The following is a 12,626-nucleotide window of genomic DNA, read 5'->3' as shown; positions in this document are numbered from 1 at the left end:
CCCAAATTTGCCTTGAAAAAACTTGCCAATAAACTTGACAAGTTTATTCTTCTTATATATAATTAATTTAGAGTTTTTGTCGAATTATGTAAAGGGAGGGGAGAAAGAAATGAAATCAACAGGTATTGTTAGAAAAGTAGATGATTTAGGAAGAATAGTAATTCCAATTGAACTGCGTAGAACTTTAGGGCTTGAGACTAAAGATTCTTTAGAAATCTACGTAGACAATGACAAAATAATCTTTAAAAAGTATGAACCTGCTTGCATCTTTTGTGGTAATGCAGAAAATACTATCGATTTTAAAAATAAAATTATCTGTTCTGAATGCTTAGATAAAATGGTAGAGAAATCAGAAGAAAAGCCTGCTTAATTACTTAAGATTCAATCAAATTAAACCAGGATTAGGGCCCCCTAATCCTGGTTATTTTATTTAAAATTTTAATAAAGGAATTTGATTTTGAATATTATCATACAGATTTGAATAAGTATCATCACCATAGATAACCTGTATTAACTTCTTTAAAATCCAATTTTCTTTCATAAATAACTTATGTAATAAATCAGAAAACTTAAAAAAGATTTTTTTGATTAATTCTGCTTTGCGAAATTCAGGTAGTATTTCCTGATTAATTAAAGTAGTATATCTGCTTAAGGATTTGCCTCTCCGTATAACATCAAGAAGTATCCGGCTGGCTAAATCAGCACTCTTTAAAGCATAAAAAATTCCCTCTCCTGACAATGGATCAACTAAGCCAGCAGCATCGCCAATTAATACTGCTCGTTTGTATGTTAATTCCCGTTTAGACCCTCCAACTGGCAGAGGATGGCCTTTAGCTTTAAGTTCCTTATAATCATCTATTTTACCTTTAGCTAAATAATCTTCTAAACTCTTTTTTAAGCTTACTCCTTCAGCAAAGGTACCAACACCTACAGAAAAATGATCGACCTTAGGAAAAATCCAGCTATAACCGCCATGAATAATTCCATAATCAAGATTCATAATTCCCCGCTGGGCTTCAAGTAACTGTGAAGACACCTTTATCTCTTTTTCATAAGCAATAGCAGACTCCACCCCATCCATTAAGCCTAATTGCTGCGCAACTAAACTCCTGGCTCCATCAGCTCCAATGATATATTTAGCAGTATACTCACTTCCTGTAGTACAGACACGAACTCTATCCGACATACATCTTATGTCTACTACTGGAGTATTATCAATCACTTTTACTCCTACCTCTTTAGCCTGCTGAACTAAGAAATAATCAAACTTATCTCTCATAGTCATATAGGTAAAAGGCTCTATGAAATCAAGCTTAATAGGAGCTTCTACATTATGAGTAAAGACCACAGTAGAGATTTTATCCTCAATAACATGATCTAAATTAAATTCAGGTATAATTCCAAAAACTTTTGAAGTCAGACCTCCCCCACAGGGCTTATATCTGGGTAATTCTTCCTTTTCCAATAATAATACATCTAAATCTGCCTGGGCTAATCTATAGGCAGTATAAGCCCCAGCTGGTCCTGCTCCTACTATTAAAATATCATATTTCATTAGATTCACCACCATTCATTTAATTTAGTACGAGATACCATCTATTTTATCTTCAGAATCTTGGGCCTCAACAGCAATTACTATTTGGTTAGGAATACAGACAATTGTCTCCCCTACATTACTAACCCATCCTGTATCAGAACAGATTCCTAGTGGACAGATCTCTCTTGGCATCTCCATCATTCTCACTTCTCCATTCTCGACCATAATCTCTGCTGTTCCATGGTCTAAATCAATTGTAATTCTTTTTTGGAAATCAGAAGTTAACCTAAATTTATTTAACACCTGATTTTTATGCTCAATTACTACATACTTAGCACTTTGATTATCTTCAGCTAAATTAAACACTGACCAACCAATACCTACAATCGTAAACAATAAAATAGATATAATTAATATTTTATCATAAGTTGTCAAAATGCCTCTTAATTTCTGGAACATATTATCATCCTTTATAAATTTCATCATTATTTGTTTTCGATACCAGTCTAAATTATCCTTTAATTAAATTTACTTCCTCTTAATTCTAACATAAGTTCTCCAAAAATCAAAAATAAAAAGATCCCCCAAATGGGATCTTTAATCTGCAAATATATGATTATCAATCTTAACTATCTTTGGCCGAGAGGAAATCCATTCTAATTTGGTAGCAATTTTGGGATTATAAAAGAATCGAGCATTACCTGTTGGATCGTAGCCTATTAATGCCGCTTTGGCTGCTTTAATAGATAATTCCGTAGGGGGTAAATTAACCTGGCCATCAACTACTGAAGTGAATTGTCCATCCTCATAAATCACTTCTTTAATACTATTAGCAAACTCATCATTTCTAACTCGATTTAAAATTACTGCTCCAACACCAACCTGACCGCGGAATGACTCTCCTCTAGCTTCACCATTAATAGCTCTAGCTAAAGTCATAATCTTATGCTGAACAAATTCATTCTGTTCGGCATAATTACCAAGTTCCAGATATTTATAAACATTTTTATCGACAATGCCATTAACTTTTAAATCATTTTTATTCTGAAACTTTTCTACAGCTTCTAAAGTTCCTCTTCCAAACAAGCCATCTATTTCTCCTTCATAAAATCCTAATACCTTCAACTGAACTTGAAGAAAAACTACATCAACACCTTCATCACCATACTTTAAATCTCTAGCTCCAAACTCAAAATTATAACTACTGCTTGCCTGAGCTACTGGTTTATCTATAAAAATCGAAATAAAGAAAATAAAAACTAAAATTAGTAATATAGTATGATATTTAGATACTTTCTTCATCATACCTCACTCCTTTTGGATTAATTCTAACTCTTTCTTAAAATTTTTTTCTAATAGTCTAATTAATTTAGTAGTAACAAATTCTTTATCAGCAATCGGATCTACTAAAATTGTTAACAAATCTAACCTATTTCCTCCAAAAACATCAGTAAATAACTGGTCTCCAATTACAGCTATACGGTTTGAATTAACATTTAATTTATTAATTGCCGTCTTAAATGCCCGCTTGCGCGGTTTTAAAGCCTGAGAAACAGCCGGCAACTGTAATATATTAGAAATTTTATCTACCCTAACCTGTAAACTATTAGACAGAATACAGACAGAAATTCCTAATTCTTTTATGTGGGCTATCCATTCTTTAATTTGCGGTTCTACCTGATGATGATTCCAGGCTAAAAGAGTATTATCAAGATCACAGATCAAACCATTGATTCCTAATTCTTTAAGCTGCTGTAGATTGATATCATAGATGCTCTTATAATAAAAATCAGGACGACATAAATCTATAATTGCATCTTTCAATTCCATTCTATCTACCTCAATTCAATTCTATATCTATTCATCCCTCAAAATGATATAATTATGTACTATAAATTATAACACAAATGTAATAAATTGTGAACCTATCTAACAAAATCTTATGTATTATATACTAACATTATTATTTAGATTTTTGATTTTCAATATATTGCTTAACAGTATCCTTAGAAATACTACCTACAGTTTCTAGATAATAAGATTTATTCCATAAATGTCCTTTATATAACTCCTCTTTTAATTTAGGAAATTCTTTTAATAATAATCTACCGCTAATACCTTTACTCATTTTAACAATATAACTAGGAGCTATTTTAGGGTGAGCAGTTACAAATAAATCTACATAGTCAGGCATTAACTCCATAGTTTCAATAATAAACTCTTTATCCTGAGCAACTTGATGTAATACTTCTTTTAATCTAGTAGCTACTTTACCAGTTAATACTTTCTTTCGACATTTAACTGTAAATACAATGTGATAGCCAACATTATAAACACATGTTCTAGCATGAATTAGATTATTTTGGTTACTCAATTGTTATCACCTTCCACATATAGTATATCATATATTACCTTAGATAGCAATCATATTAAAATTTAATGTAATTACATATAGTTAATATTTAAACAAAAACTAACCTATTTTTTGATATTGAATCAAAGAATAAGTGTGGAGTCTTTACTATTTGTCCTAAACCTTTTAAGCTCATTTTAACATCTCATTCAATATTTTTCCAACAGATACTAATCTCCTTTTATCTTTGTGAAAAAACGTAATTTAAAAATAAACCCCTACTCCTTCTGTAAAAAGAAAGAATAGGGAACTCTATTTTACCATTATTTAACTATTACTATGCAGAATTAACAATTCCTTTTAAATATAATAGATTTTTTAAATATTCACTCTATCTCTATCCAATGTTCTATTATCGCGAGTAACAAAATATACTCTATAAGATCCCTGTTCCCTAAATTGATCTCTTGGTACTGTTACTAAATGATAACCTCTAGCTTTGCGATCTACTACTACTCTAATCCTTCTATCCTCTAAATACAGATTTTCAATATCATATTCTATTGCGCCAATAACTATATCAGTATTAAAATTAACTCTAGTCGGTACTCTAATATTGAAATTATTCAATGCCCTTCTCAACTGAGCTCTAGTAGAAGCAGCAAATAACTTTTCTTCAATTGAACCACTATAATTGTTGGCATTACTTCTGTCTAGCGTATTAAAGGTTAACTCTTCAGATATTTCTTTATCATCATCTGAAGTTTCATCTTCTGGACATGGTATAATCAATATCTGTCCTGGATATATCAAATCAGGATCTTTAATACTGTTATAGTAAACTAATTCATTAACTGTTGTATTGAATTGCTGTGTCAGTTTAAATAAAGTATCACCTCTTTTAACTTCATACTCAAAATAACATTCAGGTGACGGCGGTAGAATAATGGGCAGCCTGATTGTCTTTCCAGCTTGAATCATATCTGGATCATCAATATCAGGATTTACCCGCAGTAAATTAGCAACTGTAGTATTATACTGACTAGCAATCTGGGATAATGTCTCCCCTTGCTGGACTACATGGCGGGCCAACCTAACGGTTGGTGGAAATGGTCTCGGTCCTTCCAAGCCTTTAATTAACTCATCAAGCTGACTTAACTGTTGGCTCTGGTGCTGTCTTAATTGGTTAACTAAATTCTGCAAGTTACCATCTGTTACCTGCTGGTCTAACCGCTTATATAAACTATTTAATTCTCTTTCGCGATTACGAATCTCACGAGCTAAAAAGATACCGTCCATTCTGCTCCTCCTTTCTTTGCTTTATAGTATATTTATGTATAATGTCTTATTTTGTGAATATACTGATAACCTTTCCTAAAAGTAGCTTCACCGCTTACCAAAGCCTTTTTTTCTTTGCCTTAAAAGTAATAAAGGACTAGCCGCGCGGCTAGTCCTTTGACATCTTTCTTAATATATCATTATCTACGGCGGTTCCGTCCGCCTCTTTTACCTCTTCTGTGCGCTAATCTCTGACGCGGCACTTCATCATTAGCATATCCAGGCTGATCAAATCCCGAACAATAACCAGCATTACGTCCAGTTTGAGATCCTTCTCCTCTAGGTCCAGTTCCATCTCCTCTAGGCATATTAATCACCTCTTTTAATCAGTTATGATCATTTGTTTGTTACAATTATATTATAACTTATTTATGATCATATGTCAATAATCAATTATCTGTTTTCCTTAATTAAAAATATCAAAAAATGGAGGCTCTTAACCTCCATTAGTACAGAATAATTGATTCAACTTTTGGAGCGCTCTCTTTTCAATTCGAGAAACATAAGACCGTGAAATTCCTAATTTATTGGCTATCTCCCGCTGTGTAAGCTCTTCAACATTATTTAAACCATATCTCATCTTTACTACTTTCTGTTCGCGCTCACTTAAGCCTTCAATCTTATCATATAATCTTTCTTCTGCTAAAGCCATCTCTACTTTCTCTAAAACTGCTTCCTCATCAGTTTCATAAACATCCATTAGAGTCATTTCATTTCCTTCTTTATCTGAACTAAGCGGATCATGAAGTTTTACTTCGCGATTAGTCTTTTTATTCTGTCTAAAATGCATCAGAATTTCATTCTCTATACAGCGGGAAGCATAAGTAGCTAACTTGACTTTTTTAGATGGATCATAAGTTTCAATAGCCTTAATCAATCCAATAGAACCGATAGAGATCAAGTCTTCTTTATCTACATTAGAGTTATTATACTTTTTTACAATATGGGCTACCAAACGCATATTATGCTCAATCAAAACCTCTTTTGCTTCTTCATCCCCTTCTAAATAACGTGTTAAATATTTCTTTTCTTCTTCATCATCCAGCGGCTGAGGAAAGATATTATTATTGGCAATATAAGAAATCAAAACTAAAATACCATCGGCCAAGCTGCTTCCTATTCCAGCCAGAAAGCCAGGTATCATCCAATATTCCCCCTTATAAGTAACACACTCTATTTACATATATATGGGGAATATTATGAAATCGTGCCTGTACAATCATATTTTACTTTACAAAGACAGCTGAATACCAATTTTTTTCTTCGTCTGCCTTCTTTAAAGTCTCAATCGGTAAACCAAATTTTCTTACTGTTTTGAAGACATCAATCCCCACGCTGTGAAAAGCTGGACGTGCCTGTTTTGGAAAACGACAGGATTCATCATTGAAACCAGCACACTCACTACAGAGAGCACAGTCACTTAAGGAAAAGGCAAAATAGCATCCTTCTCTAAAAGCTAACTCTTCTAATTCATAAGATATCTTCTGTGATAACTTCTTATCATTAGTATGAACAATTACGCCCCAACTGTACTCTTCAAATATTTTACGATACTCCCACGGCTTCAATGAACCAGGACGCGAAGGACAGGTATTACCATTACCCCAATCCTCACAACCAAACATACACTTTAATAAGGTTCTGCTATCAAATTCAATCTGGTCAACAGTAAAGGAAACTATATCAACTACTCCCATCTCTTCAGCTTTAGAAATTAATTTCTCTTTTAATTCAGTGTTCACTATTATCCCTCCTAAGTACCTAATCTTCTGGTTTTAATTTCTCCATATAAGCTCTTATTCCTGCACAAAAAGAAATTCTAGCTTGACAAATAGGGATAAAATATATTATAATTTCTTTACACTCCCCCGGCGAAGGGGGTGCTTTTATAAAAGAGGTGATAAACATGAGACAAAAAGGATTAGCTGGTACAATTGGTAAGTGGAGCTGGATCTTAATTGTAGCTTTTTTAGGTATTGGGTGGAAATATCCAGTCATTGGTAGCATAGCTTTAGTATGCATGTTAGCTCCGGCAATAACAGCTGCCTGGAAGGGCGGTAGAATCTGGTGTGGTTCTTTCTGTCCCCGCGGTAGCTTTAATGATAATCTATTAAGCAAGATTAGTCGCAGTATAGAAATTCCTAAGTTTATTAGAACAGTCTGGTTTAGAATTGGTTTTGCTCTATTTTTAGTCTATAACTTTGTAGTAGGTATCATCAATGCTCAGGGAGATTTAATCAAGATCGGCTTTGTCTTTTATAAAATCATTCTAATAACATCAATTATTACAGTCATTTTAGGCATTATGTATCACGAAAGAACTTGGTGCTCTTTCTGTCCTATGGGGTCTTTATCAGCTTTGATAACTAAAATTAGACGTAGATGGTTTGAACAGGATAAACGAATTATAGTTAATGAAAATACATGTGTTGACTGTAGTGTTTGTGCTAAAGACTGTCCAATGGATTTAAAACCACATGACTTCGTTAAGAGCAATGATAAAGATTTAGACTGTATACATTGTGAAAAATGTGTGTATAACTGTCCAGTAGATGCTTTAACAAGAAATTAACAGCATAATATTGTTACAAAAGGAATATTTATCCCGCAGCAGTTAAGTCTCTTTGACCTAATTGCTGCGTCTTATTTCTCGGCATCATATCCTTCCTTTTTCCTTTACACTATGCAGATTATGTAGAATTGTGAAAGGAAAGAGGGATATTTAAAGTTCGACTGCTTTTAAAGTCCACTGCTGATTCTTATAAGACCAGATAGAATCTACTTCGGAAATCTTGTCCGCTCCACAGGTTCCGACTATCTTTTGAAGTCCCCTCAATTCATACTGACCGTCATTATTATAATCAACCGCTTCTAATCTACTGAAAGGATAGGAGTAAGGACGAATCAGTCTTTTTGTCACTAAAGCTCCCTCTCGATTATAGATTCTCTGCTTAATATACTCGTCTTTATTGGCACTGATATCGAGGATTACTTCTTTATCTAAACCAACAAAGTTTAATCTTGCTTTGAAATCAGGAATAAACTGGCCGGTAACCTCGATACCTCTGTTATTATCTTCAGCAAAGATAACCTCTGCTTCGCCATCTTTAAAGGTAGCGATCAAATGATGATAGATTCCGCCGCTTCCTCCGCTGTTGGCAGTAATCATTACATCATCTACTTGATCACCAGTAAAATCTCTGGTCAATAGCTCAGGATTATAACCCGCAAAGTTATCATAGGTTGCTGTAAGATATCTTTGATTCTCTCCATCTTCTACAACAACCATCAAATTATCTCTAAATGGACTTTCTCCTGGTCCAACTTTGCTGCCTAAGAGAATGACTTTATCGCTAATTCCATCACCTGTTACCTCAATCTCTTGCATGGTAATGATTTCTATATTTTCTTTTAGCTCAAGTTGTGATGCTAAGGCTTCTTTGTCGATATTTAGATTAGTGCTTAATATCGTTTCGGTAAATCCTAATGTTACGACTAGGATCAATAAAGATAACAGCATCAGCTTTTTGATATTATTTTTCATATCCTCAGCTCCAATTTTTTCGTTTGATTATGTATTTGGCATCCTGCAAGTTTATCACGTCTAGTTAGTATACTCTACAATCTAATTTAATGCAACTGAATTTTATAACTCAATTCACGGCTAACGTTTCCTGTTAAATCTTTTTCTTCTCGGAGTTGAAGATATTAGCTTTCTTCCTGATCAATATATTTTTTCATTAATTTTTTAGCTTTCTCTATTCCTTTTTCTTTATAGGTTATTGAAGAAAAGATATTTCCAATTCAAAAAGGAAAAGTTGCTCACTTTCTAGTAATACTTCAGGTGACCAAACCCAAATCACTAGAAAGGAGCAACCACTAATGATTATATCACCTGAAGCTTTAAAAGAAAACACTTTTTATCAAATTTGTTCCAAACTAGATGAAATTTATTATACAAAATTTTCTCCTCAAGAAAATCTAGGACGTGGAAAACCTAAAAAATATTCAGATTTATAAATGATTAAGTATTTATTGTACAAAGTTAAAAATAAAATTTATTGTTTGCGAGAACTAGAGTCTAAGCTTAAGGAAGATCTTTTAGCTCGTGGTATCATCGGACTTAATGATGTACCTGATCATTCTACATTTGCTATTAGATTTAATCAGCTTGAAAAAATGAAATTTAATATACTTTTTCAGTCAGTGATTAAAGAATTAAATCCTGATACTAGAATTACATCTATTGATGCAACTGCTTTAAGAAGTTCAAAGAATGATTTAAATGCTAAATTTGGTCTATCAACTAATCTAGGTAGATATAAAGGATATAAATTACATTTAATAGCTTCAAATGACTCTATTCCACTATCATTTAAGTTCACCACTGGAAATGTCTATGATAACACCTTTGATTGCTGTAAAGAAATCATGGAACCGTTAGATGAACATGATATTTTCATTCTTTTAGGTGATGCAGCCTATGATAGCACTAAATTATTCAAATTAGCAGACGATCTAGGTTTTAAATTATTGACCGATATAAATTATAGAAATGCAGATTCTATTGATGATTTTACTGATCAATGTAGAATAGAAAATGGAATAACAGATAATAAATTTTCTTGGAATAGATAAGTCTTGATAATAATTAGAAATCAAATTTCAACTTTAATTGCTAATTAAGCAATTTATTAAACTAATTATTCAACAACCTAATATAAAACAAGCCACATTATAATATTACTACTTAAAGAATAAATTACCTACACAAACAAAAAAAGAACACCCTGCAGGTGCAAGATGCTCTCTTATTCTTCATCTTCTATGTATGTTATCTCCAGTTCTATCTTATCCGCCAGATCATCCAAAATTGCCAGCACATCTTCCTTCGTACTCGGCGGCACCTGCAGTTCCATTTTGCCGGTATCGCCGCCGATTATCGTTACCATAGCCAATCCTTCGTAGGCTTTGAGAATATTATTCACATAAGACATCTGCGGTTTCTCTACTTCTAACTTAATTAATAGCGTATCCATCATTCATCCCTCTTCTCTCTCCGCACTAGATCATACTTCTCAACCGGTTCTTCTACTTTAACTGTAATCAACTGATGCGGATGCGGTGCATCAAGAATTCGTTCGCCTTCTTCATTCTTGATATACTCCAACTCTTCTATGAAACTATCTGTTTTAGGACCAAAAATTTCTACTTCATCCCCCTCAAAGAACTTGCTCCGCACTTCAATTACCGCCTCTTCCGTCTCCGGCAGATACTCCTGGACGATACCCATAAAGTCATAATCTCTCACATAAGAGGAAGTCTCATAATTCTGTCCTTCCGCTCCCGGCTGATCGAAGTAGAAGCCGGTAGTATAGTGACGGTGACTGATCTTCTTTAGCTCATCCAGCCACTCTTCCTTGAAAGTGTAATTCTCCGGATCTTCCGCCCATTCATCTAATGCCTGCCGATAAGTATTGACTACCGTTGCTACATAATGCAGACTCTTCATTCTGCCCTCTATCTTGAAGCTACTAACTCCTGTTGCCATCAGCTCAGGAATATGCTCGATCATACAGAGGTCCTTGGAGTTAAAGATATAGGTCCCGTTCTCATCCTCAACTATAGGATGGTACTCGCCCGGCCGCTCTGCTTCCATCAAGGTATACTCCCAGCGGCAGGACTGGGCACACTCACCGCGGTTGGCATCGCGGTTGATCATATAGTTACTCAACAGACAGCGCCCGGAATAAGAGATACACATTGCGCCGTGAATGAAGGCCTCCGTATCAACATCGACGCGTTTATTGATCTCCTTCATCTCATTAATGCTCAACTCGCGGGCCAGAATTACTCTCTCCACGCCCTGCTTCTGCCAGAACTGAAGGCTGCGCCAGTTAACATTATTGGCCTGTGTGCTGAGGTGAATCTCCATCTCAGGCGCTGCTTCCCGCACAATACTCAACACGCCGGGGTCAGCCACAATCACAGCATCAACACCGATCCCATCCAGCTTGGCTATATACTCCGGTAGATCCTTTAAATTCTCATTATGCGGAATCATATTCACCGTTACATAGACCTTCACGCCCCGTTTGTGGGCAAACTCTAATCCCTCTTGTAAATCCTCTATCGTAAAGTTATCAGCAGCCTCTCTTAGATTATACAGCTCACCGCCGACATAAACAGCATCAGCACCATACAGAACAGCAATCTTTAACTTCTCCAAATTTCCTGCCGGCGCTAACAATTCCGGTACATCTTCCATTATTACTCCTCCTTGCCTAATTTCATACTAATTGCTAAGCCGTCACCTAACGGTAGAATCGATGACTTAAGCTCAGGGTGATTCATTACTTCATCTATGTACTCCCGGATTCGATAAGTCAAAGTATCATAGCGGGGATGCATCAAGTCATCATTAGCAATCATACCCTTAAATAGGATATTATCCGCCACAATCAAACCGCCTTCCTTTACTACCTTGAGCGATTGCTTCAAAAATTCTACATACTGTCCTTTAGCTGCATCGATAAAGATAAAGTCAAACTTCTCCTCCAGCTCGTCCATAACTTCCACAGCATCACCAACTAGAAGCTCAACTCTATCCTCCAATCCCAGCTCCTTAAAGTTCTTCCGCGCTACCTTAGCCTCCCGCTCCTTAAGCTCAATCGTTACTATCTCACAATCATTATCCTTAGCCAGCCAGGCCGTCGAATATCCCGTAGCCGTTCCCAATTCCAGAATCCGCTCCGGCCGATGAATATCAATCAACAGCGATAAAAACTGACCAATCTCCGGCGTAATAATCGGTATATTCTTCCCTAACGCTTCCTCTTCTAATCGCTTCAACTCCCCCGTCGGTTCAGGATTAATCTCTTCTATATAATCTTGTACAAAATCAGTTAAGATATTCTTGCTCATTACTAACAACCACCTTTATTTGCTCTTCAATATATTATCAGCTAGATTAATTCCAGCAGCTTACGCCTCATAGATATAATACTACAGTTGAGGGTTGATATATTTCAAACGCTGCCAAAATCAGCCCTCATCAATTAGCAATAAATTATACTTAGAGCTATGGCTTAAAAATTTTACTTTATATGCTAATAACTCGTTTATTTGGGGCTGCTTTAAGTTGCTTTTTGAAATATATCAACTAATTACGCAAAATTAAATGTACTTTATTATCAATAGTCAATATGTGTCCAGAGCGACTCTTAAAATAGCCCGAAGCCACGGACGGCGAGAGGGCTATTTTTGAGAGCGAATGAGGCAGGACGCCGAATGAGCGGCAAGCGGCGGATACATATTGACTATTCTGGCAATATCATGATCAAATATATACGTGAAAAGATTGTAGATTTACACATAATATTACTAGTCTTTACATAA

General features: G+C 34.9%; 16 protein-coding genes and 1 pseudogene. 4 read left to right on the top strand and 13 right to left on the bottom strand.

Translation table 11 applies throughout. The features are described from left to right. Positions 1-109 precede the first annotated feature (109 nt). The gene (locus acear_RS02360; protein WP_013277425.1) at positions 110-370 is read left to right on the top strand and encodes an AbrB/MazE/SpoVT family DNA-binding domain-containing protein; all 261 of its coding nucleotides are present in this window, start codon (positions 110-112) and stop codon (positions 368-370) included. A gap of 60 nt (positions 371-430) precedes the next feature. Here acear_RS02360 and acear_RS02355 read toward each other — a convergent pair whose 3' ends face one another. The 9 genes from acear_RS02355 to acear_RS02320 all read right to left on the bottom strand — a co-directional run bounded on the left by acear_RS02355 (position 431) and on the right by acear_RS02320 (position 6,970). Further along, a complete protein-coding gene (locus acear_RS02355; protein ID WP_013277424.1) occupies positions 431-1,555 on the bottom strand; it encodes a geranylgeranyl reductase family protein in 1,125 nt (374 codons plus the stop codon). A 24-nt stretch (positions 1,556-1,579) separates the two neighbouring features. Continuing rightward, complete coding sequence (locus acear_RS02350) at positions 1,580-1,996, bottom strand: NusG domain II-containing protein (protein WP_013277423.1); 417 nt, start codon at positions 1,994-1,996, stop codon at positions 1,580-1,582. 138 nt (positions 1,997-2,134) lie between these two features. Further along, positions 2,135-2,839, bottom strand: coding sequence for a cell wall hydrolase (locus acear_RS02345; RefSeq protein WP_013277422.1), 705 nt, complete (start codon positions 2,837-2,839; stop codon positions 2,135-2,137). Between the two features lie 6 nt (positions 2,840-2,845). Next, complete coding sequence (locus acear_RS02340) at positions 2,846-3,367, bottom strand: YqeG family HAD IIIA-type phosphatase (protein WP_013277421.1); 522 nt, start codon at positions 3,365-3,367, stop codon at positions 2,846-2,848. A 133-nt stretch (positions 3,368-3,500) separates the two neighbouring features. Beyond that, positions 3,501-3,911: an IS200/IS605 family transposase gene (tnpA, locus tag acear_RS02335; RefSeq protein ID WP_013277420.1), complete on the bottom strand. Its 411-nt coding sequence runs from the start codon at positions 3,909-3,911 to the stop codon at positions 3,501-3,503. 357 nt (positions 3,912-4,268) lie between these two features. After that, positions 4,269-5,189, bottom strand: coding sequence for a LysM peptidoglycan-binding domain-containing protein (locus tag acear_RS12030; protein ID WP_013277419.1), 921 nt, complete (start codon positions 5,187-5,189; stop codon positions 4,269-4,271). Between the two features lie 179 nt (positions 5,190-5,368). Further along, positions 5,369-5,536, bottom strand: coding sequence for a DUF5320 domain-containing protein (locus acear_RS12520; RefSeq protein ID WP_013277418.1), 168 nt, complete (start codon positions 5,534-5,536; stop codon positions 5,369-5,371). 128 nt (positions 5,537-5,664) lie between these two features. Beyond that, a complete protein-coding gene (gene sigK, locus acear_RS02325; RefSeq protein WP_013277417.1) occupies positions 5,665-6,372 on the bottom strand; it encodes an RNA polymerase sporulation sigma factor SigK in 708 nt (235 codons plus the stop codon). A gap of 82 nt (positions 6,373-6,454) precedes the next feature. After that, positions 6,455-6,970 (bottom strand): DUF2284 domain-containing protein, encoded by a 516-nt coding sequence (locus acear_RS02320; RefSeq protein WP_013277416.1) that lies wholly within the window; start codon positions 6,968-6,970, stop codon positions 6,455-6,457. Between the two features lie 164 nt (positions 6,971-7,134). Between acear_RS02320 and acear_RS02315 the strand changes: the two genes are divergently transcribed. Further along, positions 7,135-7,800 (top strand): 4Fe-4S binding protein, encoded by a 666-nt coding sequence (locus acear_RS02315; RefSeq protein WP_013277415.1) that lies wholly within the window; start codon positions 7,135-7,137, stop codon positions 7,798-7,800. Positions 7,801-7,950: 150 nt separating this feature from the next. Here the strand turns inward: acear_RS02315 and acear_RS02310 are convergent, their stop codons facing one another. Next, the gene (locus acear_RS02310) at positions 7,951-8,772 is read right to left on the bottom strand and encodes a hypothetical protein (RefSeq protein WP_013277414.1); all 822 of its coding nucleotides are present in this window, start codon (positions 8,770-8,772) and stop codon (positions 7,951-7,953) included. Positions 8,773-9,110: 338 nt separating this feature from the next. Here acear_RS02310 and acear_RS02305 point away from each other — a divergent pair. Then, positions 9,111-9,845, top strand: a pseudogene (locus tag acear_RS02305) (transposase); the annotation flags it as partial. A gap of 194 nt (positions 9,846-10,039) precedes the next feature. On the opposite strand, the gene acear_RS02300 reads toward acear_RS02305, so the two are convergent. Genes acear_RS02300 through acear_RS02290 form a run of 3 tightly spaced genes read right to left on the bottom strand, consistent with a single transcriptional unit; the run spans position 10,040 to position 12,152 of the window. Further along, positions 10,040-10,267, bottom strand: a complete 228-nt coding sequence (locus acear_RS02300; protein WP_013277413.1) for a DUF4911 domain-containing protein — start codon at positions 10,265-10,267, stop codon at positions 10,040-10,042. Then, positions 10,267-11,496, bottom strand: a complete 1,230-nt coding sequence (locus acear_RS02295) for a peptidase U32 family protein (protein WP_013277412.1) — start codon at positions 11,494-11,496, stop codon at positions 10,267-10,269. Before acear_RS02295 ends, acear_RS02300 begins: the two co-directional genes overlap by 1 nt. Positions 11,497-11,498: 2 nt before the next feature. Next, positions 11,499-12,152 (bottom strand): O-methyltransferase, encoded by a 654-nt coding sequence (locus acear_RS02290; RefSeq protein ID WP_013277411.1) that lies wholly within the window; start codon positions 12,150-12,152, stop codon positions 11,499-11,501. Positions 12,153-12,491: 339 nt separating this feature from the next. Here acear_RS02290 and acear_RS12905 point away from each other — a divergent pair, with 339 nt between their 5' ends. After that, on the top strand, positions 12,492-12,626 hold the full coding sequence (locus tag acear_RS12905) for a hypothetical protein (protein ID WP_280956771.1): 135 nt from the start codon (positions 12,492-12,494) through the stop codon (positions 12,624-12,626).

Origin of the sequence: Acetohalobium arabaticum DSM 5501 (assembly GCF_000144695.1) — a bacterium.
GTDB classification, from domain to species: Bacteria; Bacillota; Halanaerobiia; order Halobacteroidales; family Acetohalobiaceae; genus Acetohalobium; species Acetohalobium arabaticum.
This window is presented reverse-complemented; position numbering and strand designations above follow the sequence as displayed.

What these genes read in the sequence shown, in the direction of transcription:
- acear_RS12520 (WP_013277418.1), bottom strand. Translation starts at nt 5,536, where the DNA reads ATGCCTAGAGGAGATGGAACTGGACCTAGAGGAGAAGGATCTCAAACT.
- acear_RS02290 (WP_013277411.1), bottom strand. Translation starts at nt 12,152, where the DNA reads ATGAGCAAGAATATCTTAACTGATTTTGTACAAGATTATATAGAAGAG.
- acear_RS02300 (WP_013277413.1), bottom strand. Translation starts at nt 10,267, where the DNA reads ATGGATACGCTATTAATTAAGTTAGAAGTAGAGAAACCGCAGATGTCT.
- acear_RS02295 (WP_013277412.1), bottom strand. Translation starts at nt 11,496, where the DNA reads ATGGAAGATGTACCGGAATTGTTAGCGCCGGCAGGAAATTTGGAGAAG.
- acear_RS02360 (WP_013277425.1), top strand. Translation starts at nt 110, where the DNA reads ATGAAATCAACAGGTATTGTTAGAAAAGTAGATGATTTAGGAAGAATA.
- acear_RS02350 (WP_013277423.1), bottom strand. Translation starts at nt 1,996, where the DNA reads ATGTTCCAGAAATTAAGAGGCATTTTGACAACTTATGATAAAATATTA.
- acear_RS02355 (WP_013277424.1), bottom strand. Translation starts at nt 1,555, where the DNA reads ATGAAATATGATATTTTAATAGTAGGAGCAGGACCAGCTGGGGCTTAT.
- sigK (WP_013277417.1), bottom strand. Translation starts at nt 6,372, where the DNA reads ATGATACCTGGCTTTCTGGCTGGAATAGGAAGCAGCTTGGCCGATGGT.
- acear_RS02310 (WP_013277414.1), bottom strand. Translation starts at nt 8,772, where the DNA reads ATGAAAAATAATATCAAAAAGCTGATGCTGTTATCTTTATTGATCCTA.
- acear_RS02340 (WP_013277421.1), bottom strand. Translation starts at nt 3,367, where the DNA reads ATGGAATTGAAAGATGCAATTATAGATTTATGTCGTCCTGATTTTTAT.
- acear_RS02315 (WP_013277415.1), top strand. Translation starts at nt 7,135, where the DNA reads ATGAGACAAAAAGGATTAGCTGGTACAATTGGTAAGTGGAGCTGGATC.
- acear_RS02345 (WP_013277422.1), bottom strand. Translation starts at nt 2,839, where the DNA reads ATGAAGAAAGTATCTAAATATCATACTATATTACTAATTTTAGTTTTT.
- acear_RS12030 (WP_013277419.1), bottom strand. Translation starts at nt 5,189, where the DNA reads ATGGACGGTATCTTTTTAGCTCGTGAGATTCGTAATCGCGAAAGAGAA.